The following is a 20028-nucleotide window of genomic DNA, read 5'->3' on the forward strand; positions in this document are numbered from 1 at the left end:
AGACATCGCATGCGCCGAATGATCCTGGACACCCTGCGCCGCGCCACCGGCACCCAACAGCTTCGCCAGAGCGTGACATTGCTGGAGGAGGAGGTGGCGCGGGCGATGCGCCCGCAGGCGCCAGCCGCCCTGCCGCATCAGGCGGAGCTGGCGCGGCTGGCGCGCCATGCCGATTTCCCGCTGCAGAGCTGGTGGGAAAGGTCGCTGTGGGAGCCGGTGGTGCAACTGGCGGTGCGCGACCATGTGCGGCCGGGCGACATCGCCTTCGATGTCGGCGCCAATGCCGGCGCCTTCGCCATGCAGATGTCGCGCCAGGCCGGGCCCCGCGGCATCGTCTGTGCCTTCGAGGCCAGCCCGCGCATCATCGGCCGCACCCATCACAACCTGACGGCGGCGGGTTGCCACAATGTCACGCTGTATCACCGCGCCATCTGGAACCGCAGCGGCGACTTCGTGCATATCGCCGAGGGCAGCCATCTGAACGACCGCGTCGAACAGGGTGCCGGCGGCATTCCGGTGCCCACCCTGGCACTGGACGACTTCATCGCCGCCACCGGCCTCAGCCCCAGCTTCATCAAGATGGACATCGAGGGGGCGGAGCTGGACGCGCTGCGCGGCAGCGCGCGGCTGATCGCCGAGGGCCGGCCGATCATGGCGCTGGAACAGGCGCCGGACGATATGCGCTGCCATGAGCTGCTGATCGCGGCGGGCTACCTCGCCGTCGATCTCGGCAGCTACAAGCGGATCACGCGCGGGGAGGATTTTTCCAACCCGACCGGCGTCAACAACGTGCTCTTCGTGCCGGAGGAGAAGACCGCGGCCTCGCCCTATTTCGACCCGCGGCAGGAACGGGTGGCGAAGCTGGAAGCCGGCGCCTTCACCCGCGACGCGGCCGGCGGCGCGCGGCTGGCGCAGCCGATGGAACTGCCCGCCGGGCGCTACCTGGTGCGCGCCGATTTCGCTGCCTCCGGGCGGGACAATGAGGTCTATGCGGGCGTCGAGGCGGATGGCGAGACCGTGTTCCGCTACCACACCTTCACCGCCTTCATGGCGGAATGCTACCGCGACTGGGTGGTGCAGCTCGACCGCCCCGGCCGCATCACGCCCTTCCTGCGCTTCCTGAACGGCAGCGATGCGACGCTGGACTGGCGCGGGGCGGAGGTGCTGCGGCTGCCGGCCTTCGACGGCGTCGCGCCGCCGCTGGTGTTTTAACTCCCCAGGGCGAGGTCCAGCGTCGCGACCTCGCCAAAGGGCACGCGGCGCTGGGCGGCCATGCGGATGATGGGCCAGGTGGTCCAGGGCATGGCGAGCAGCGGCATCGGGTCATCCGCCCGCCAGCAGACATCGCGCGTGGTCAGCAGCGCGCGCAGATTGCGGCGGAAGGGGCCGCCGCGGAACAACGAAAGCTGTGTCTCCGTCAGGCAGGACCAGAACTGCTGGAGATGCGTTTCCGGACGGAGGCGCGGCGCCGCGCCGTCCGGGTCCAGCAGCGCCCGGGCGATGTCCTCGCATTGGAAAAAATGCAGGCCGCTGGTGGTGCGGGGGTTGCATTCCAGACCCCAGGGACGGCCTTCCGCATCGACGATCAGGTCGAAGGCGATGAAGCCGGACCAGTTGGCAGCGGCGACGAACCGCGCCACCCAATCGGCGATGGCGGGATGCGCGACACGTTCGAAGGCGACGGCGACGGAGCCCCCCATCAGTGTGCCGCGATAGATGCTGGTGCCGAGCACGCGGCCCTGATGCGCCAGGCTGCAGGTGGAGAATTCCGGGCCCTCGATGAAGCGCTGCACGATGGCGGGCGGCCCGTGGTCCGGCAGCGCCGCGCCCTGTTCCAGCCGCAGCACACCGCGCCCCGAACAGCCATGGACGGGCTTCACCACCACCTTCCCGGCCGAGACGATCGAATGCGCAGCGGCCGTGCCGAGCGGTGCGCTTTCCGGCACATCCAGCCCCTGCGCCCGCGCGAAGTCGATGAAGCTGCCCTTGTGATGCAGGCGCAGCAGGATGTCGGGCGGCATCGCCACCACCCGCACAGCGGGTGGCAGCAAGGGCGGCAGATGCGCGACGTGCAGGATTTCCTCCGACACCGGCAGCACCAGCGACACATTTTCCACAGCCACCACTTCAGCCAGCGCCGCGAGATAGCCGGGGCGGTCCGTGGCCGGCGCAGGCACGCGATAGGATCTGGCCACGGCACGGGACGACCCGCAGAGATGCCGCCCAAAAGGCTCGGCCACCACCACGCGCCAGCCAATCCGGGAAAATCCGCGGGCGAGGTCGAGCGCCTTGGGCAGCCGGCCCAGCGTCAGCAGCACGGTCGGCATCAGGCCGCCGTCACCCGCAGCATCACCTGGCGCGCCGGCCGCGTCGTCAGCCGCGCCGCCGGGCGCACCGCCTCCGGCGCATCCAGGTGGAAATCGAAACGACGGAAGAGCCGGGCGATCAGCAGCACCGCCTCCACCGTGGCGAAGGCGGCGCCCGCGCAGATGCGCGGGCCGATGCCGAAGGGGATATAGGCGCCGGAGACCATCTCGCTTTCGCGTTCCGGCAGGAAGCGGTCCGGGTCGAAATGGTTCGGGCGCGCCCAGTAGCGGCGATGCCGGTGCATCAGCCAGGGCGCCACCATCACCAGCGCGCCGCGCTTCACCCGATAGCCGTCGAGGCGCGTCGCGGTGTTCGCCACGCGGGGCAGGAAAGTGATGGGCGGATACAGCCGCAGCGTCTCCCGGAAGATGTTGCGGGTGAAGACCAGGCGCTTGGTGTGTTCGAAGCTGATCGGCCCATCGCCACACACGCTGTCCACTTCCGCCCGCAGCCGCCGCACGAATTCGGGCCGCGCCGCCAGCAGGAAGAAAACCCAGGTCAGCGCGCTGGCGCTGGTCTCGTGCCCGGCCAGGAACAGCACGCCGAGCTGGTCGATCAGCTCCTCCCGCGTGAAGGCCCTGCCCTCGCCATCGCGCGCGGCGACCACGGCGCTGGCGATGTCGTCGAAGGACTTTCCGGCGTCGAGATGGCTGTCCAGCAATTCGCCGAGGCAGCGGCGGATCAGCGCGCAGCTATCGAGCACGGCCTGGCTCTGCGGAATCTTCGTCCAGGCGCGGTCGAGGATCAGGCGGCGGATTTCCACCTGCGCCACGCTGCGTTCGAAGAAGGTGAAGGCGTCGAAGACCGCATGCGCGACGCGACCCTCAAGCCCGCTGGAGAAGACCGAGCGGCAGATGATATCGGCCGTCAGATGGCTCATCATCAGGTCGAGCGACAGGCTCTCGCCGGTCGCGACGGCGCGGCCCAGGGTCACCTCCGCCGCGTCGATGCCCGCCTGCATGCTGGGGAAGGCGCGGTTCACGCGCATCAGCGTCAAGGCGGGGTCCATCATCGCCCGCTGCCGCCGCCAGGTCTCGCCGGAGCTGACGAAGATGCTGTCGCCGATCAGCGGGTCCAGCGCATTCACCATCAGGTCGGATTTGGGGAAGATGCCCTCCGGGTCCACCAGCACATGCCGCACCAGCTTCGGGTCGTTCACCACCACGATGGAACGGCGCGAATAGCCCAGCGGGCCGATCGGCATGGTGTAGGCCTCGGTCGGCAGCAGCCCGAGAAGGTCCCCCTCCCCCTGCAGCAGCGCGCGGAACAGGGCGATGACGGGCGATCGCGGATGCGGGTGTGGCGGGACGAAGTCACCAGCCAGCATCGCGTCGAACCCTTCCATGACGATCATTCCCCCGCTTTACACCCGGAACTGTCAAGTGTCATTGTCACTTTCTGTCAGGGGAGGCATACAGACCATGGAGCTGATGTTGTTCCACGGGCTGATCGTTGCGCATATCCTGACCGGCACGACGGGGGCGATTGCCTTCTGGGTGCCGGTGATCGGCAGGAAGGGCGGGGCGCGGCACCGGCGCTGGGGGCGCATCTTCACCTATGCCATGCTCGCCACCGGCAGCTTCGCCGTGGCGATGAGCCTGCTGACCCTGGCCGATCCCTTCGGCACGCATCCGCATCTCGCGGCCGATTACGACGCGGCCTTCCTGCGCGGCATGTTCGGCTGGATGATGCTGCACACCGGCATCCTGACCATCAACCTCGCCTGGTACGGCTGGCTCGCCATCACCAACAAGGCGAACCACGCGGCGAATCGGACGCCGCTGAACCTCGCCCTGCAATATGCCGTCATCGCCGCGGCGCTGGCCTGCGCGGCGCAGGGCTGGATCATCGGCCAGAAGCTGATGATCGGCATCGCCGTGGTCGGCGTGGCTACGGGGCTGACCAATCTCTGGTTTCTGCACAAGCCGCGAGTCGAACGGCAGGACTGGCTGAAGGAGCATATCAAGGCGCTGATCGGCGCCGGCATCTCGGTCTACACCGCCTTCATGGCCTTCGGCTCCGTCCGCATCTTTCCGGAACTGGCGCTGCACCCCGCCATGTGGAGCGTTCCGCTGATCGTGGGCCTGGCGCTCATCATCTGGCACCGCCTCGCGGTGGAACGCCAGGCGCGGCCCCGACGGCGGGCCGTGGCCTGATGCATGTCATCGTGGTTGGCGCCGGCATCGGCGGGCTGACCGCCGCCGCCGATCTCGCGCGGCAGGGCGTGCGCGTGACGGTGCTGGAACGCGCGGCGACGGCGGGCGGCAAGATGCGCCATGTGCGGGCCGGCACCGCCGACATCGATGGCGGCCCCACCGTCTTCACCATGCGCTGGATTTTTGTCCAACTCTTCGCGGATGCGGGGCGGCGGCTGGAGCATGCGCTGACCCTGCATCGCGCGGATATCCTGGCGCGGCATGCCTGGCGCGAGGGTGGCCAACTTGCCCTCTTTGCGGATGTCGAACGCTCCGCCGACGCCATCGGCGATTTCGCCGGCGCGCGCGACGCACAGGGCTTTCGCGACTTCGCCGCCCGCAGCGCCGATATTTTCGGGACGTTGAAGAAAAGCTTCATCGCGGCGCAGCGGCCCTCGCCGCTCGATCTGGTACGGCGGGTCGGGCGACTGGATGCGCTGTGGCGCACGGCGCCCTGGGCGACGATGTGGCAGGCGCTCGGCACACATTTCACCGATCCGCGGCTGCGCCAGTTGTTCGGCCGCTACGCGACCTATTGCGGCTGCTCGCCCTTCCTCGCCCCGGCCACGCTGATGCTGGTGGCGCATGTCGAGCAGGACGGCGTCTGGCTGGTGGAAGGCGGCATGCGGCGCGTGGCGGACGCGGTGCGCGACCTTGCCGAAAGCCAGGGCGCGACCTTCCGCTTCGGGGCGGAGGTGCTGGACATCCTGGTGGCCAATGGCCGCGCCGCCGGGGTGCGGCTGGCCGATGGCGAAACACTGGCCGCCGATGCCGTGGTCTTCAACGGCGATGTCGCCGCCCTGGCGCAGGGGCTGCTCGGCGGCGGTGCCCGGCAGGCGGCACGCGACACGCCGCGCCTGGCCCGCTCCCTCTCCGCCGTCACCTGGTGCCTGCATGCGCCGACGCAGGGCTTTCCCCTGGTGCATCACAACGTCTTCTTCGCCGAGGACTATGCCGCCGAATTCGCCGCCATCTTCCGCGGTCGCAAAATCACCGAGGCGCCGACGGTCTATCTCTGCGCGCAGGATCGCGGCCGCGGCACGGTCCCCGCTGGCGCGGCGGAGCGGCTGCTGCTGCTGGTGAATGCGCCCGCCGATGGCGACCTCGGCGAGATGGCGCCCGACGCGCTGGCCGACCTGCGGGAACGCACCATGGCGCTGCTGCAACGCTGCGGCCTGACCATCCAGGCCAGCGCCGCGACCACCACCGCCACCACGCCCGCGGGCTTCCATCGCCTGTTTCCCGGCACCGGCGGCGCGCTGTACGGCCGCGCCAGCCATGGCGCCACCGGCACCTTCGCACGGCCCGGCGCGGCGTCCCGGCTTCCTGGACTGTATCTCGCGGGGGGTTCGGTGCATCCGGGGCCGGGCGTGCCGATGGCGGCGATGTCCGGGCGGCTGGCGGCGGCGCGTGTGCTGGCGGACGCGCCGGTCAGCTCCGGCTGGCGCAGCTCGCGGCGATGACGCGGCAATGCAGGCCCTGGCCACGGCTGCGGCATTCCGCCATGGCGACGCGCTCCGCCTCCGGCTGGGTGGCGCCGAAGCCGACGCTGACGGAGGTGACGACATAGCTGGCCGGGTCGCTGGTGATGAACAGCGCCCATTGGCTGCGCCGCACCCCCTGCACCGCCGCCCCGCAGGCCTGCGCGCTTTCGCCCAGCAGCCGGCAGGCCTGCCCGCCGCAGCGCTGCTGCGCCTGGCGATGCGCCGACACCCGGTCCGCCACCGCGGTCACCAGCCCATGCGCGGCGGAGGGTGCCGGCGCGGCCTGAATCTATCGCGCTTTGACCAAGGTGCTGCCATGCGGCACCACCTGGTCGAGGATCCTGGCCGAGGAGACCACGCCGGGAACGCCGGCGCCGGGATGGGTGCCGGCGCCGACGAGGAACAGGCCGGGCAGGTCCTCGCTGACATTGTGCGGACGGAACCACGCGGATTGGAACAGCTGCGGCTCCAGCGAGAAGGCCGCGCCCTGCACCGAGAGCAGCCGGTCGCGGAAATCCTGCGGGGTCAGGACGCGAGAGGTGACAAGGCTGGCGCCGAGCCCGGGCAGCACCGTCTCCTCCAGCCGCTTCTCGATGGCGGCGCGGTAGGGTTCTGCGTGTCGGGCCCAGTCGGTGCCGCTGCCGAGATGCGGCACGGGGGACAGCACATAGAAGCTGTCGCAGCCCGGCGGTGCCAGGGAGGGGTCCGTCGCTGTCGGCCGGTGCAGATACAGCGAAAAGTCGTCGGACAGCACCTTCCGCTCGAAAATGTCGGTCAGCAATTCCTGGTAGCGTGGGCCGAGCACCATGGTGTGGTGGTAGACGTCGTCAAAGCGACGATTGGTGCCGAAATACCAGACGAAGAGGCTCATGGAGGAATTGGCGCGCGCGACCTTGGCATCGGTCCAGCGGCGGCGCTTATGCTCCGAGAGCAGTTTCGTGTAGGTCCAGCCGACATCGGCGTTGGAGACGACGATGTCGGCGGACAGCGTCTCACCGCCGGCCAGGCGCACGCCGCTGGCGCGGCCATCCCGCACGGTGATCTGCTCGACCTCGACGCCGGTGCGCAGCCTGCCACCGAAATGGTGGATGAGGTCCACCAGCCCGTTCACGACGGCGCCCATGCCGCCCATGGCATAGTGCACGCCGTGCAGGCGTTCGAGATGCGCGATCAGGCAGTAATAGGCCGTGGTGTTCAGCGGATTGCCGCCAATCAGCAGCGGATGGAAGCTGAAGGCGATGCGCAGCTTGTCATTCGAGAAATAGTCACTGACCTTGCTGTAGACCGTGCGGTAGCCCTGAAGGCGCAGCATGTCCGGCACGGCGCGCAGCAGCGTGGAAAGCTGGTGGAAGGGCTGATCGGCCAGCTTGGCGAAGGCAACCTCGAAGATCTTTTCGCTGTCGGCGATGAAGCGCTCGAATCCCGGCAGGTCCTCCGGCGCGATGCGGGCGATCTCGGCGCGTGTCGCGGCAAGGTCGGCGCTGCAATTCATCACCGTGCCGTCGTCGAAGCGGATGCGGTAGAAGGGGTTCATCGCCCTCAGGTCGAGGTGATCCGACATGCGGCGCCCGGCCAGCGTCCACAATTCCTCCAGCAGATAGGGCGCGGTGATGATGGTGGGGCCGGCGTCGAAGGTGAAGCCATCCTGCCGATAGACATAGGCGCGGCCGCCCGGCGCATCGAGTTTCTCGAGGACTGTCACGCGCCAACCGCGCGCGCCGAGGCGGATCGCGGCGGCGAGGCCACCAAAGCCGGCACCGATGACGATGGCATGCGGGCGGGTGTCGTGGTGAAGGTCGATGCCGTCCATCATGCTTCTCCTCGCTCTACGCCAGGCCGAGCGTAATCAGTGCGAGCACCACGTAGCGTCCGGTCTTGGCGATGGCGACCAGCAGCAGGAAGCGCCCAAAAGGCTCGCGCAGCACGCCGGCGGCCAGGGTCAGCGGATCGCCAATGATCGGCGCCCAGCTCAGCAGCAGGGACCAGTGGCCCCAGCGCCTGTACCAACCGCTGGCGCGTTCCAGCGCCGCCGGCTTCACGGGGAACCAGCGCCGGTCCTGCCAGCGGATGAGCTGCCGGCCCAGCAGCCAGTTCACCACGGAGCCCAGCGTATTGCCCGCGCTGGCCACCAGCACCAGCAGCCAGGCGGGTTGCTCGCCCAGCAGCAGCAGCGCGACCAGCACAGGTTCCGACTGCATGGGCAGCAGGCTGGCGGCGCCCAGCGCCACCACGAACAATCCGAGCAGTTCCAGCAGCGAGGACATGCCTGCCTCTATGCCCCATGCGGGCATTGCTGAAAATGCGGCAAGGCCGGCGCCGTGTTGCCACGGAACCGGCCTGCCCGTTCCGGCGCACGCCCATGGGGGCGGCGCCGGCGATCACCGCGGCACGGCCGAGGCGGCGCGCAGCGGCGCCTCACTCACCAGCCCCAATTCGGGATAGTCCTGCAACATCGGCGCGCCATAGAAGGGCCGGTTGGCGCCCTGATGGCAGGTGGCGCAGTTCACCTTCAGCGCATCGCCCGCCACACCAAGCCTCGGCATATGCGGACCTTCCGCGGGACCCCGTGGATTGGCGACCCAGAGCGGTGTCAGCGGCACGACATAGTTGTTGTTCAGATCCCGCACCATGCGGATGCCATGCCAGGCATTCAACCGTGCGGGCGGACTGGTGGACCAGTTCGCGAAGGATCGGCTGTTGTGGCAGAAGGTGCAGTTCACGCCGAGGCCTTCCGACATATGCATCATCAGCGCATAGGTCCATTCCGCCTGCATCGTATTGGCCGGGTTGGTGCCCGGGCCTGATGCCGTGCTGATCACACGGATCTCGTTGTCCTGAAGCAGGAAGGGCGTGAAGGGCTCACCGGGAAGGGAGCTGTCATTGGCGACCGCCGCCGGGTGGTTCTGCCCACGCGAGGCCTGAAGCCCGTTATGCGGCAGCGGAACCGAGGCCCAGACCTCCGCCGGGACCGGACGGCCACGATGGCAGGTGTAGCAGGTGACGCCCGTGGTGCCGACATGCGGCGTCCAATCCGCATTGATGTGCCGCGTCATCTGCAACATGCGGCGCGAGACGACCTTGGTATAGACCTCGTCGGAGGCCAGGTTCTCGACGTTGTGGCAATAGGCGCAACCCTGTTCCGGCGCGATCCATTCGGTCATCGCCGCCATGATGCGGCCGAACTGCGCGACGCTGAGCTCACCCAGGACCTGGACGTTTTCATAGATCTCGCGCGCCTTCTCACCCTCCGTATCCGCCGCCTCCGGTGCTTCCGGGATGCGGTTGGCGGCGAGGCGCACGGCCTGCGTGCGCGGGTTCACCACCTGCTCCATCGCCACGCCGCGGAAGCCCTGCTGGCTGGTGCTCACCGGCGGTCGTTCGAAGGTCATCAGCACGATCACGACGCAGAGCGCTGCGGCGAAGACCAGGCCAACCCGTGCCGTGAGGCTCATCGCGGTGCTCCCGTCGTCAGGGCGGGGTCGATGACCGGCGCCCAAAGCTGCGGATAGGCCGGTGCGAAATGGCGTTCCACGGCCCAGAGGTACCAATTGTCCACGACGGTGCCGGTCAGCAGGATGCCGATGCCACCCGTCAGCGGGCAGAGCACGGCGAACCACCAGGCCCAGCGATGGATGCTCTCGAAGCTGGCATTGAAGCCCATGCACCAGCGCCAGAACAGCGCACCACGTTCCGCCGCCGTGCCGCGATCCAGCACCAGCTCGATCTCACGCTCACCGCCGTAGCGGCCGAGTGCGAGGATGGTCGCGCCATGCATCGCGAACAGCAGGGTGGAGCCATACAGGAACACGATCGAAAGCGCGTGGAACGGGTTGTAGAACAGGTTGCCGTAGCGGATGGAAAACGCCGCGGTCCAGTCGAGATGCGGGAAGATGCCGAAGGGCACCGCCTCGGACCACGACCCCATCAGCACGGGGCGAATGAATCCGAGCACCAGATACAGCCAGATGGCCGCGGCGAAGGCCCAGGCCACATGGGTGCCCATGCCAAGCGCCCGTGCGCGGCGATAGGTGCGCGCCCACCAGAGCAGAATGGAAACGGTCAGGCAGAAGCCCGCGACGATCCACCAGCCGCCCTCCCGCAATGGCGGGATGCGCAGCCCGTATTCGGCCGAGGGCGGCTCAAGCGCCAACCAGAACAGTTGGCGGACGAACTGGACAACGTCCCAGTTCACCGAAGCGAGCATGTTCAGTCCGATGATCTCGATGGCGATGAAGCCGAAGATCAACGAGAGGACGCCGAGCGTGCCGAGATAGACCGGCCCGATCTGTGCATCGCCAATGCGACCGAACAGATGGACGAAGCCGCCCCGCATCTCGCGTGTCGAATTGCCGACAAGAAGCTGGCCTTCGCCCATCGGCGTGCCGGGATAGGGCGTGGGCCCCCGGACCTGCACGCGGGTGAAGAGGTTCTGGTATTCAGGCATCTGCGTTTCTCCCCTTCCCCGTCAGCGCCAGATCGGCAGGTTGAGCCACCAGCCCCACCATTCGGGCCAGCCGCGCGTCCAGAACGGTCCGCTGATGACGATGCACACGGCACTCCAGAACCCGGCCGAGAGCGCCAGGAACAGGCCGAGGCGATGGATGCCGAGCGTGCCGATCGAGTAGCCGATCAGGTCACGGAAATAGGTGTTCTCATGTTCAGCGGTCTTCACCACCTCGCCCTTGGCAGGGTTCAGCGCCGACAGCACCAGGCCGCCATGCATCGACAGCGCCAGCGTCGTGGTGAAGAAGAACGTCACCGCGATCATATGTGCCGGATTGTAGTGGAAATGCAGGTGCTGGTAGCCGACGTTCGACACCCAGTCGAGGTGGCTGAAGATGCCGTAGGGGAAGCCGTGCCCCCAGGCGCCCATCAGCACCGGGCGGACCACCACCAGCGTGATGTAGGCGAACACCGCGACGCCATAGGCGATCGGGATGTGATAGCCCATGCCCAGCTTGCGCGAGATCTCCGCCTGGCGCAGTGCCCAGGACACGAAGGCCCCGATCGCGCAGACCGTGATCGCCTGCCACAAGCCACCCTGCGCCATCGGTGCCAGGCGCAGACCGTAGCTGAGATCGGGCGGCGCGATGTTGATGAGCCAGGGATTGAAGGTGCCGCCCATCGCCGCGCCCATCAGGATCAGGCCGACACCGATGAAGGTGAAGAAGGCCGTGGTCACCCCGAAGAACCCGACCCAGAACGGGCCTATCCAGAAATCAAAGAGGTCGCCGCCCACCAGGGTGCCCCCGCGGACGCGATATTTCCGCTCGAAAGTCAGTATCGCCATCGCATGACGCTCCCAAATGGGCGGGGTGCGTAGAACCCGCCTGTGACATCGTCCCGGGCAGCGGGTGAGGTTTGCACTGCCAACCCCACCCGCGACCCGACAACGCCGCCTTCGCCCTGCTAGCGCAGGGCTCCGACCGGTTGCCCCGGGGTGAAGGTCGCCGGCGTCGCGCACCAGCCCCAATGGTCGCAGTAGCGCGGGGATGCGAGCACAACGATGTGCAGCAACCCCGATACGGCGATCACGCCGACCATCGCCAGGAACAGCGATCGCCGCGGGTCCACAACCATCCAGATCTTATGCATTGCTTCTGTCTCCTCTCTGTCGTCGGGCCAGGCGCCTCAGAAGAAGCGCCAGTCCGGCGGGACGATCTGGTTGCCGTAAACCAGCGGCCGCCACAGCCACACCAGGATATGCGCGCCCATCGAAGCGAAGACGGCGAAGGCCCAACCCTGGATCAACAGGGAATGGATCTCGCGCGCCTCGCCTTCGGTCAGGCCGGTCTTTGAACCTTCGGCCATCAATTCGACCTCCAACTGGCCTTTCGGCCGCTACCGCGCTGATCCCGCGCGGCTGGGATGGACTTGGCGGGACACCGCCAGGACCGACCTGCAAACCGCCGACGGCGACTGGCAGGATCGGAAGGATGCAGGGGCCGCGTCACGCGACGCCCTCCGCAACTTGGTGCACGACCACGTCGCCCAGCTCGCGCTGAACACGTTCGCGCAGGATGCGCGTCTCGCCGGCCGCGCGGGCGGCGCGTTCCACCGCCTCCCGCAGGCGCTTGGCGGCGGAGATACGCAGAAGGAAGGGCTCAGCCTCGACATGCGCGTCGAGCAGGGCGACTGCGTCGTCATCCCAGATCTCGGCGGCACGCGCAGGCGTCGGCTCGACGCGGTCGAGATCGGTGCCGAGCGGAATCATGTGGAACAGCGCATCGAACAGCGCGTTGCAGTATTCCTGCACGATGTAGGTGGCGCCGGCATAGCCCATGAAGGGCGTGCCGGTGGCGCGGCGGATGATCGCGCCCGGAAAGCTCGCTGGGATGTACATGGCACGGGACTTCAGCTCCGCCGCGTACATGCGCTCGTTGAAGCTGCCGAACAGCACCAGCGGGGGCGACGTCTTCATCGCTTCCCGCACCGCGGCATTGTCCGGCTTCTCGCCCGCCTTGCGGCTGAAGGCGAAGGCGCAGGGCACGCCCATTTCCTCGCCGAGGAAACGCTGCAGGCCACGGGCGTAGGTATCCGTTGCGACGACCGCGAAGCTGGCACTGGCAAAAAAGTCCTGGGTGACGCTGCGCCACAGGTCCCAGATCGGCTTGATGGTGGTGTGCTTCTCCCGCTCGATGAAAGGCTCGGGGTCGAGGCCCGTCATCTCGCCGAGCTTGCGGAGGAAGTTGGTTGTGGCGAAAAGGCCCATCGGCGCGCGCAGCCAGGGGCGTTCCAGCTCCTCGCACAGCTTCTGGCCGAATTCGCGATACATGCAGACGTTGACATCCGCATCGGGCAGTTTGGCGATATCCTCGACATGGCTGCCGAGCGGGAACACCAGGTTCACCTCGCAGCCGATGCCTTCCACCAGACGCCGGATCTCGGCCAGGTCGGACGGCATGTTGAAGGTGCCGTAGATCGGGCCGATGATGTTGACGCGCGGCGTGGCGCCGAGCTTCGGATTGCGCGCCCGCATCTTGCGGCCGCGGGCGCCGAATTCGGTCCAGAGCCACATGATGGCGCGGTCGGCGGCCTGCCACTGGTCCTCGTCGATGGTGCGGCAGATGAAGCGCTGCAGGTTGCTGCCCTGCGGCGTCACGCCGCCGCCGATCATCTCGGCGATGGAACCGGTGACGACCACGGCCGGCAGCTCGCGATCCTGCGTGCCGGCGGCGCGGCGCATGGAATCCTCGGTGCCGTTCTTGGACAGGCTGTCCTCGTCGAGGCCGGTGACGACCACGGGCAGCTCATGCGGCGGCAGCGCATCCGTGTAGTGCAGCACGGCGGTGACGGGCAGGTTCTCGCAGCCCACCGGGCCGTCGATCACCACGCGCAATCCACGCACGGCGGAGAAGGCGTAGATCGCGCCCCAATAGCCACCGGCCCTGTCGTGATCGAGGACAAGCATGATTCAGGTCCCCACCGATTCTTCGGCTTTCGCCTTGGCCGCCTGGATCTTGCGCTGACGCTCCCGGAAGCCGGGCGGATCCACCGGTTTGTCGCGGAAGCCGTAGCCCGCGCCATCCGGCGTGCCGACGCCTTCGAAGAAGCTGACCATGCGGCTGAAACGCTCACGCCCCTTGGTCTGTGCGGCGACGATGCTGGCCATGGAGCCAGCGCCGGCCGCGCCGAACAATGGCCGCGCCGAGATCATGTTGGTGAAATACAGCGCGGGGATGCCGAGCTCCTTCGCCTTCTGCACCAGCGGCGTGGTACCGAGCGCCAGGTCGGGCCTCACCTCCCGCATCGCCGCCATGTCCTGTTCCAGGCTGGCGCGGTACTGCACATGCGTGCCGCGTGCCTCCAGCCATTCGCGGTCGGCATCGGACCATTCGGTGCGCGGGCAGGCGGTGCCGACATAGGGCACTTCCGCGCCCGCCTCGACCATCAGCCGCGCAACCAGCAATTCGGAGCCTTCGTAGCCGGAGACGGTGATGCGCGCATTGATCGGGGCCGCTTCCAGCGCCGCTTTGATCGCCGGCAGCGCCCGCGCCTTGGCGGCATCGAGTTGCGCGGCGGTGGTGCCGGTGGCGCGCGCGATGGCGTCGAGCCAAGCCGCCGTCCCGTCATGTCCCACGGGGCCGGAGCCGACCACAGGACGGCCGGCGGCGCGAAATTCGCGGATGCTGGCGGTGTAGAAGGGATGCACCGCGGCCACGACTTCGCAGTCCAGCGCAGCATAGAGGTCACGCCATTCCCGCGCCGGTGTCTGCGGGGCCACGGCCAGGCCCATCGGCGCCAGCATGGCGCCCACACCCATCGGATCCGCGGGGAACAGCTCACCGATCAGCGCGACGGTGCGCTCGCCCTCCACCATCTGCCGCGGCCGCGCCACCGGGCCGGCCTCGGCCTCGCCGCGGGCATAGCGCAGCATGGCGCCGGCCAGCACGTCCTTGGCTTCCGCATGCGTCGGCACACCAAAGCCCGGCACGTCGATGCCGATGATGCGCACGCCGTTGATCTGCTTCGGCAGCAGGTCCAGCGGCACGCCGGAGGCGGTGGGCACGCAGAGATTGATGATGACGACGGCGTCGTAGTCCTCGGGCTTCGCGGTTTCCGTCACCGCATCCCGGATATCCTCGAACAATTTTCCGGTGACCAGCGTCTCGGAATTGAAGGGCACATAGCCCACCGTTCGGCGCGCGCCGTAGAAGTGGCTGGTAAAGGTCAGGCCATAGACGCAGCAGGCGCTGCCCGACAGAATGGTCGCAGTGCGGCGCATGCGCAGCCCGACGCGCAGCGACCCGAAGGCCGGGCACATGCTCTGCGGCTGGTCATGCGGGCCGCGCGGGTAGTTCTTCGTCAGCTCGTCCATCACCAGAGACTTGCCGGCGGCGCGCGCGGCGGCCTCCAAAGTCTCACGGCCTCCGTGGCAACCAGCGGGGTCACTCATGGTTCAAGCGCCCTCATAGACGACTTCGAGGGACGGCTTGTTCAGCACCTCGGCGCCGCACATGTCCTCCATCGTCGCCGGATCCAGCACCACGCCACGGCCAACCGCATCGCCCTTGAACAGGTTCAGCAGGTTTTCGTGCGTCAGCGGATAGGGGCGGACGGGCGGCGCGCCGGCCACCTGCAAAGCGAGCTCCTCGAACACGCTGGCCCATTGGCCGCCCGGCACGCCGACGATCTCGTAATTCGCGGACTTGCGGCGGATGTCGTCATCGGCCGGGATCGCCGCCAGCACCGGGATGCCGACTTCCTTCGCAAAGGCCTGCGCCTCGCCGGTGCCGTCATCCTTGTTGATGACCATGCCGGCCACGCCTACATTGCCGCCAAGCTTCTTGAAGTACTCGACCGCCGAGCAGACGTTGTTCGCAACATAGAGCGACTGCAGGTCGTTCGAGCCGACCACGATCACCTTCTGGCACATGTCGCGTGCGATCGGCAGACCGAAGCCGCCGCACACGACGTCCCCAAGGAAGTCGAGCAGGACATAATCAAAATCCCACTGATGGAAGCCCAGCTTCTCCAGCAGCTCGAAGCCGTGGATGATGCCGCGCCCGCCGCAGCCGCGGCCAACTTCCGGCCCGCCGAGTTCCATGGCGAAGACTCCGTCGCGCTTGAAGCAGACATCGCCGATCTTCACCGCCTCACCGGCCGCCTTCTTCTTGGAAGACGTCTCGATGATCGTCGGCACGGAACGGCCGCCGAACAGCAGGCTGGTCGTGTCCGACTTCGGATCGCAGCCGATCAGCAGCACGCGCTTGCCCTGCTGCGCCATCATGTAGCTGAGGTTCGCCAGCGTGAAGGACTTGCCGATGCCACCCTTGCCGTAGATGGCGATGATCTGCGTTTCCTTCTTCACAGGCCCCGTCGTCACCGCATCCGGCTCCTGCTCCGCTTCCGCGCGCAGCGCATCCGCCATGCTCTGCTGGGCCGAGGGTGCGGGCGAAGAACCGGTCTGTGCGGTCATGAGCATGCTCTCCAATCGAGGATCATCTTGAGGCACGCGGGATCGTTGAAGGCCGTGCGGTAGGCATCGGGCGCGGCCGCGGCGTCACGCCGATGCGTGATCAACCCGTCCAGCGACAGCCGCCCGGCATCGAGCAGTTCACGCACGGCGATCAGGTCCGGCGTCTTCCATTCGGCCGCCACGCGGATCCGCGCCTCCCGCATGAAGGCCGGCGGGAAGGCAAAGCTCAGGGGCGCGCTGTAGAAGCCGGCGAGCACGATCTCGCCGCCCGGCGCCAGGCGCTGCACCAGGCTGTCCAGAAGCCCGCTGTCGCCACTGACATCGCAGATGCTGCGGTAGTCGCGCCGGGTGTCGGTCTCCGGCGCCAGCACGCTGTAGCCTTCGGCGCCATCGGCGCGCGCAGGGTTGGTCTCCCACACCGTGGGCGTGCCCCCCGCCGCGACAACCAGCCGCGCCACCAGCCGGCCGAGCACGCCATGGCCGACAATCAGCTCCGGCAGTTCCGCGGCGATGGCGTGTTGCGCGGTGGCGGCCAGGGCCATCAACACGCCCGTCTCGCCCATCGCGTCATCGATCCGCACGGCGCGCGCTGCCGGCACCACCAGCCGCGAGGCGGCCCCGCCGAACAGGCCGCGCACGTCGCCGAAGCAGCGCGCACCCGGCACGAAGACGCGTGCGCCGACCGACAATCCGGCTTCGGGCATCGCCTCCACCACACGGCCGACCGATTCGTAGCCAGGCACCAGGGGGTAGCCCATGCCGGGAAAGGGCGGCATGCGGCCGGACCACAGCAGACGCTCGGTGCCGGTGCTGATGCCGCTCCATTCCACATCCACCACGACATCCCCCGCGACAGGCGGTGAGAGTTCGAGGCGGCTCAGAACGAGGCGTTCCGGCGCTTCCAGCACGACTGCCGTGGTGTCCACCTTGGAGACGCTCCCCTTCGTTACGTGTCAGCCTAGCCTGACATAAAACTATGTCAAGCTAAACTGACATACCAGGCGTCATGCTGCGCTGACATCCGCGATCAGGACACGCGCCAACAGCGGCGTCGGCGTCGGCAAGGCGCGGCTCGCGGCAAAGCCGGCCTCGCGCAGCATCGCCTGAAGCTCCTCGGCGCGGCGCGGCCGGCCGCGGCCCATGGCAAGCAGGTAGAAGCCGAAATAGGCCTGCCCCATCGGCTCCGCCCCGGGCGTGCCGGCCATCGGCTCGGCGATCAGCAATCGCCCGCCCGCGGGCAGCGCGGCCCGCGCACTGCGCAGCAGGTGCATCACCACCTTGTCGTCATGGTCGTGCAGCACACGCACGAAGCTGATGAGGTCGGCGCCCTGCGGCAGCGAATCGGCGGTGAAGTCGCCGCCGAACACCGCCGACCGCGCGCCAAAACCCCGCGCCGCCAGACGCGCCTGGGCGCGCACCGCCACCGGCGGCAGATCGAACAGCATCAGGCGCAGCGCCGGCGCGCTGGGCGCCACCTCCGCGAGGAAGGCGCCCTCTCCGCCACCGACATCCAGCAGCGCGCGATGGCGCCGGAAATCATAGGCGGCCAGAACCTCGGCCGCGACCATCGGCTGCGACGCCGCCATCAACCCGGAGTAATCGGCCACCTGCCCGCCAGGCAGCGCGGCGGGCGCCTCGGCACCGGCATAGGCCCAGTAGCCCGACAGCGCATTGCCTCCGCGTTCCCGCCGCAGCAGCGCCACGGGGTCGGCAAGATCCGCGTAGAGCAGTGCGTGATGTTCCACCATGGCGGCGATGCCGGGATTGCCGATCATCGCCGCGCCCAGCGGCCCCAACACCCAGCGCCCATCGGCGCGGCGATAGGTGAGTTCCAGCGAAGCGGCGGCCTCCAGCAGCCGTGTCGTCGCCTCCGGCGTCAGCGCCAGGCGATGCGCGAGCGCGGCATCGGTGGCCGGCGCCTCATGCAGAATCTCGAACAGGTTGAGGCGCACGCAGGCGGTCAGCACCTGCGCATAGACGAAGCCCGCGCAGATATCGAAAAGTTGCCGCGCACGGCGCCGCGCCATCGGGCGTGTCAGCGGAAAGCGCGCGGCCCAGGCGCGAAAGCGCGGATCGGCCGTCACCGCCTCCCGCCACCCGCGCAGGCGATCGCGCAGGCAGAGCACGGCCGGCATGCTGGCCAGCACTGGGGGTGCGACGGTCTTCACGCCGCCATGGTGGCGAGTTTCTGCGGCACCAGCCGCTTCACCTCCGCCAGCATCAGCCCGCGCAGCGCCGCCTGGCCCCGGCAGGGCGGCACCGCCGCCACCGCCTGGTCCGACAAAGCGCGAAGCCGCGCCACGGCGCCCTCCAGGCCGAATTCCGCCACGGCGCTCGGCCTTCCCAGCGCTTTGTCCACGCCGACCGGCTTGCCGAGCGTCTCCGCATCCTCCACGGCGTCGCGAAGGTCGTCGGCGACCTGATAGGCCTCGCCCAGCCTATCCCCCAGCAGGCGCCAGGAATCGGGCTCGGCATGGCCCGCGGCGGTGGCGCCGGCGATGGTCGCGGCGGCGAACAGGCTGCCGGTCTTCTGGCGCTGATATTCGGAAAGATCGGCGCGCGGCTCGCATTCCCAGGCCTGGCCCGCGACGATACCGAAGGGCACGCCGACGCCATCCCCCACCGTCAGCAGCAGTGGCCCCAGCCGTTCCGGCGCCGCCGGCGCGGCCCGCGCCAGGGTCTGGAAGGCCAGCACGATCAGCGCATCGCCGGCCAGCACCGCCAGCGGCTCGCCAAAGGCGCGATGCACGCTGGGCTTGCCGCGCCGCGTGGCGGCATCGTCGAAGCAGGGCAGGTCGTCATGCACCAGGCTGGCGCAATGCAGCAGCTCGATCGCGGCCGCGGCGGCGGAGGACAAGGCCGGCCGATCATCGCCGCAGGCCGCGGCCACCGCCAGCGTCAGGCGCGGACGGATGCGCCCGCCACGTGGAAACACCGCATGCCGCAGCGCCGCCGCGAGGCGAGGTGGCGCGCCGGCGGCCTCCGCATAGAGCACGGCATCCGCCAGGCTGGATTCGATGCGTGATACGGCATCCATGGAAGCCCCTCCTGACCTGCGCCCGGCTTGATTGTCATCTTGGCTTGTCAGTCCGGAGTGTCATTCTTTCCTGACACATAAGTCAATCACCATTCGGTCACGCGGGCTTGAGGCGAAGACGTGATTGTCATCCCCAGATGACAGTCGCGGGGTCCTTGCCGGACATCGCCGGCACCGGGCCGTCCGCGGAACCCTGATGGGGGAAGCGAACGATGGCTGAGGCTTTGACCACCACCCATATGTTGGAGAGTGCCCCCGTGGCACCGCGCCGTATCGGCCTGCCGGATCTCGCCACGGCGCTGGGGCGCGGCTGGGCGGATTTCCTGGCGGCACCGACGCAGTTGATGTTCCTTTGCGTGCTCTATCCCCTCATCGGTCTCGTGGCGGCGACACTGGCCGCGGGCGATGAGGTCATGCACCTGTTCTACCCGATGGCCACGGGCTTCGCCCTTGTCGGACCCATTGCCGCGCTTGGCCTTTACGAAATCAGCCGGAGGCGGGAGGCCGGGCTGACGGCCCGCTGGTCCGATGTCTTCACCGTGTTGCGGGCACCCTCCCTGCCGGCGATCCTGCTGCTCGGCCTGGTGCTGGTCGGGTTGTTCCTGGGCTGGATCTGGGCCGCCCATGCGATCCATGCGGCCACCCTCGGCACGCTGCCGCTGGACCCGAGTGGGACCGGCCCGCGCGCCTTCCTGGGCCAGATCTTCGGCACCGCGGAAGGCCGGCGCATGCTGCTGCTGGGCCATGTCGTGGGCTTCGGCTTCGCCGCTGTTGTGCTGGCGCTGACCGTGGTGTCTTTCCCCATGCTGCTGGATCGGCCGCGGGCAGGGCTCGGCGAGGCGATCGGGATGTCGCTGCGGGCCGTGGCGATGAACCCCGTGCCGATGGCCGCCTGGGGCCTGATCGTCGCCGTCCTGCTGCTGCTGGGTTCGCTGCCGCTGTTCATCGGGCTCGCGGTGGCGCTGCCGGTGCTGGGGCACGCAACCTGGCATCTCTATCGACTCGTGGTGGCGCGCTGAACGCGAC

At 68.5% G+C, this 20028-nt stretch carries 20 protein-coding genes; 4 read left to right on the forward strand and 16 right to left on the reverse strand.

From position 1 onward, the window contains the following. The first annotated feature begins 9 nt into the window (after positions 1-9). Complete coding sequence (locus tag JJQ90_RS03860) at positions 10-1212, forward strand: FkbM family methyltransferase (RefSeq protein WP_216873117.1); 1203 nt, start codon at positions 10-12, stop codon at positions 1210-1212. On the opposite strand, the gene JJQ90_RS03865 is transcribed toward JJQ90_RS03860, so the two are convergent. Both JJQ90_RS03865 and JJQ90_RS03870 read right to left on the reverse strand, forming a co-directional pair. After that, the gene (locus tag JJQ90_RS03865; protein ID WP_216873118.1) at positions 1209-2327 is read right to left on the reverse strand and encodes an ATP-grasp domain-containing protein; all 1119 of its coding nucleotides are present in this window, start codon (positions 2325-2327) and stop codon (positions 1209-1211) included. The genes JJQ90_RS03860 and JJQ90_RS03865 overlap by 4 nt on opposite strands. Continuing rightward, positions 2327-3712, reverse strand: a complete 1386-nt coding sequence (locus JJQ90_RS03870) for a cytochrome P450 (RefSeq protein ID WP_216873119.1) — start codon at positions 3710-3712, stop codon at positions 2327-2329. Before JJQ90_RS03870 ends, JJQ90_RS03865 begins: the two co-directional genes overlap by 1 nt. Positions 3713-3788: 76 nt before the next feature. Between JJQ90_RS03870 and JJQ90_RS03875 the strand changes: the two genes are divergently transcribed. Both JJQ90_RS03875 and crtD read left to right on the forward strand, forming a co-directional pair. Beyond that, the gene (locus JJQ90_RS03875; protein ID WP_216873120.1) at positions 3789-4523 is read left to right on the forward strand and encodes a hypothetical protein; all 735 of its coding nucleotides are present in this window, start codon (positions 3789-3791) and stop codon (positions 4521-4523) included. Next, entirely contained in the window at positions 4523-6025 is a 1503-nt protein-coding gene (gene crtD, locus JJQ90_RS03880; RefSeq protein WP_216873121.1) for a 1-hydroxycarotenoid 3,4-desaturase CrtD, read from the forward strand. Before JJQ90_RS03875 ends, crtD begins: the two co-directional genes overlap by 1 nt. Here crtD and JJQ90_RS03885 read toward each other — a convergent pair. The 14 genes from JJQ90_RS03885 to JJQ90_RS03950 all read right to left on the reverse strand — a co-directional run bounded on the left by JJQ90_RS03885 (position 5994) and on the right by JJQ90_RS03950 (position 19002). After that, entirely contained in the window at positions 5994-6296 is a 303-nt protein-coding gene (locus JJQ90_RS03885) for a DUF4189 domain-containing protein (RefSeq protein WP_216873122.1), read from the reverse strand. The two genes, crtD and JJQ90_RS03885, sit on opposite strands and share 32 nt — an antisense overlap. A 39-nt stretch (positions 6297-6335) precedes the next feature. Beyond that, a complete protein-coding gene (locus tag JJQ90_RS03890; protein ID WP_216873123.1) occupies positions 6336-7856 on the reverse strand; it encodes a phytoene desaturase in 1521 nt (506 codons plus the stop codon). A 16-nt stretch (positions 7857-7872) separates the two neighbouring features. After that, entirely contained in the window at positions 7873-8310 is a 438-nt protein-coding gene (locus JJQ90_RS03895) for a YqaA family protein (RefSeq protein ID WP_216873124.1), read from the reverse strand. A 114-nt stretch (positions 8311-8424) separates the two neighbouring features. Further along, on the reverse strand, positions 8425-9498 hold the full coding sequence (gene pufC / locus JJQ90_RS03900; protein WP_216873125.1) for a photosynthetic reaction center cytochrome PufC: 1074 nt from the start codon (positions 9496-9498) through the stop codon (positions 8425-8427). Continuing rightward, a complete protein-coding gene (gene pufM, locus JJQ90_RS03905; protein WP_216873126.1) occupies positions 9495-10490 on the reverse strand; it encodes a photosynthetic reaction center subunit M in 996 nt (331 codons plus the stop codon). The genes pufC and pufM overlap by 4 nt, the downstream gene beginning before the upstream one ends. 21 nt (positions 10491-10511) lie before the next feature. Next, positions 10512-11336, reverse strand: a complete 825-nt coding sequence (pufL, locus tag JJQ90_RS03910) for a photosynthetic reaction center subunit L (protein WP_216873127.1) — start codon at positions 11334-11336, stop codon at positions 10512-10514. Positions 11337-11455: 119 nt separating this feature from the next. Beyond that, positions 11456-11641, reverse strand: coding sequence for a light-harvesting antenna LH1, alpha subunit (gene pufA, locus JJQ90_RS03915; protein ID WP_216873128.1), 186 nt, complete (start codon positions 11639-11641; stop codon positions 11456-11458). Positions 11642-11677: 36 nt separating this feature from the next. Beyond that, on the reverse strand, positions 11678-11857 hold the full coding sequence (locus JJQ90_RS03920; protein ID WP_216873129.1) for a light-harvesting protein: 180 nt from the start codon (positions 11855-11857) through the stop codon (positions 11678-11680). A gap of 139 nt (positions 11858-11996) precedes the next feature. Next, positions 11997-13457, reverse strand: coding sequence for a chlorophyllide a reductase subunit Z (bchZ, locus tag JJQ90_RS03925; RefSeq protein ID WP_216873130.1), 1461 nt, complete (start codon positions 13455-13457; stop codon positions 11997-11999). Positions 13458-13460: 3 nt separating this feature from the next. Beyond that, positions 13461-14942 carry a chlorophyllide a reductase subunit Y gene (gene bchY, locus JJQ90_RS03930; RefSeq protein ID WP_216873131.1) on the reverse strand — a complete coding sequence of 494 codons (1482 nt, stop codon included), beginning with the start codon at positions 14940-14942 and terminating at the stop codon, positions 13461-13463. Positions 14943-14945: 3 nt separating this feature from the next. After that, complete coding sequence (locus JJQ90_RS03935; RefSeq protein WP_230410325.1) at positions 14946-15965, reverse strand: chlorophyllide a reductase iron protein subunit X; 1020 nt, start codon at positions 15963-15965, stop codon at positions 14946-14948. Further along, complete coding sequence (gene bchC, locus JJQ90_RS03940) at positions 15962-16891, reverse strand: chlorophyll synthesis pathway protein BchC (RefSeq protein ID WP_216873132.1); 930 nt, start codon at positions 16889-16891, stop codon at positions 15962-15964. Before bchC ends, JJQ90_RS03935 begins: the two co-directional genes overlap by 4 nt. Positions 16892-16969: 78 nt before the next feature. Continuing rightward, positions 16970-18133, reverse strand: coding sequence for a methyltransferase (locus JJQ90_RS03945; RefSeq protein ID WP_329959360.1), 1164 nt, complete (start codon positions 18131-18133; stop codon positions 16970-16972). Beyond that, the gene (locus JJQ90_RS03950; protein WP_216873133.1) at positions 18130-19002 is read right to left on the reverse strand and encodes a polyprenyl synthetase family protein; all 873 of its coding nucleotides are present in this window, start codon (positions 19000-19002) and stop codon (positions 18130-18132) included. Before JJQ90_RS03950 ends, JJQ90_RS03945 begins: the two co-directional genes overlap by 4 nt. A 212-nt stretch (positions 19003-19214) precedes the next feature. Here JJQ90_RS03950 and JJQ90_RS03955 point away from each other — a divergent pair, with 212 nt between their 5' ends. Further along, positions 19215-20021, forward strand: a complete 807-nt coding sequence (locus JJQ90_RS03955; protein WP_230410326.1) for a DUF2189 domain-containing protein — start codon at positions 19215-19217, stop codon at positions 20019-20021. The last annotated feature ends 7 nt before the right edge of the window (positions 20022-20028 follow it).

It is taken from the genome of Falsiroseomonas oleicola (assembly GCF_019029495.1).
GTDB classification, from domain to species: Bacteria; Pseudomonadota; Alphaproteobacteria; order Acetobacterales; family Acetobacteraceae; genus Falsiroseomonas; species Falsiroseomonas oleicola.

Bases quoted from the DNA above. Each gene is read 5' to 3' on its own strand.
- JJQ90_RS03870 (WP_216873119.1), bottom strand. From the start codon at position 3,712: ATGGAAGGGTTCGACGCGATGCTGGCTGGTGACTTCGTCCCGCCACAC.
- crtD (WP_216873121.1), top strand. From the start codon at position 4,523: ATGCATGTCATCGTGGTTGGCGCCGGCATCGGCGGGCTGACCGCCGCC.
- pufC (WP_216873125.1), bottom strand. From the start codon at position 9,498: ATGAGCCTCACGGCACGGGTTGGCCTGGTCTTCGCCGCAGCGCTCTGC.
- JJQ90_RS03890 (WP_216873123.1), bottom strand. From the start codon at position 7,856: ATGGACGGCATCGACCTTCACCACGACACCCGCCCGCATGCCATCGTC.
- pufL (WP_216873127.1), bottom strand. From the start codon at position 11,336: ATGGCGATACTGACTTTCGAGCGGAAATATCGCGTCCGCGGGGGCACC.
- pufA (WP_216873128.1), bottom strand. From the start codon at position 11,641: ATGCATAAGATCTGGATGGTTGTGGACCCGCGGCGATCGCTGTTCCTG.
- bchY (WP_216873131.1), bottom strand. From the start codon at position 14,942: ATGAGTGACCCCGCTGGTTGCCACGGAGGCCGTGAGACTTTGGAGGCC.
- JJQ90_RS03955 (WP_230410326.1), top strand. From the start codon at position 19,215: ATGGCTGAGGCTTTGACCACCACCCATATGTTGGAGAGTGCCCCCGTG.
- JJQ90_RS03950 (WP_216873133.1), bottom strand. From the start codon at position 19,002: ATGGATGCCGTATCACGCATCGAATCCAGCCTGGCGGATGCCGTGCTC.
- JJQ90_RS03875 (WP_216873120.1), top strand. From the start codon at position 3,789: ATGGAGCTGATGTTGTTCCACGGGCTGATCGTTGCGCATATCCTGACC.
- JJQ90_RS03935 (WP_230410325.1), bottom strand. From the start codon at position 15,965: ATGACCGCACAGACCGGTTCTTCGCCCGCACCCTCGGCCCAGCAGAGC.
- bchZ (WP_216873130.1), bottom strand. From the start codon at position 13,457: ATGCTTGTCCTCGATCACGACAGGGCCGGTGGCTATTGGGGCGCGATC.
- JJQ90_RS03865 (WP_216873118.1), bottom strand. From the start codon at position 2,327: ATGCCGACCGTGCTGCTGACGCTGGGCCGGCTGCCCAAGGCGCTCGAC.
- JJQ90_RS03895 (WP_216873124.1), bottom strand. From the start codon at position 8,310: ATGTCCTCGCTGCTGGAACTGCTCGGATTGTTCGTGGTGGCGCTGGGC.
- JJQ90_RS03860 (WP_216873117.1), top strand. From the start codon at position 10: ATGCGCCGAATGATCCTGGACACCCTGCGCCGCGCCACCGGCACCCAA.
- JJQ90_RS03920 (WP_216873129.1), bottom strand. From the start codon at position 11,857: ATGGCCGAAGGTTCAAAGACCGGCCTGACCGAAGGCGAGGCGCGCGAG.
- pufM (WP_216873126.1), bottom strand. From the start codon at position 10,490: ATGCCTGAATACCAGAACCTCTTCACCCGCGTGCAGGTCCGGGGGCCC.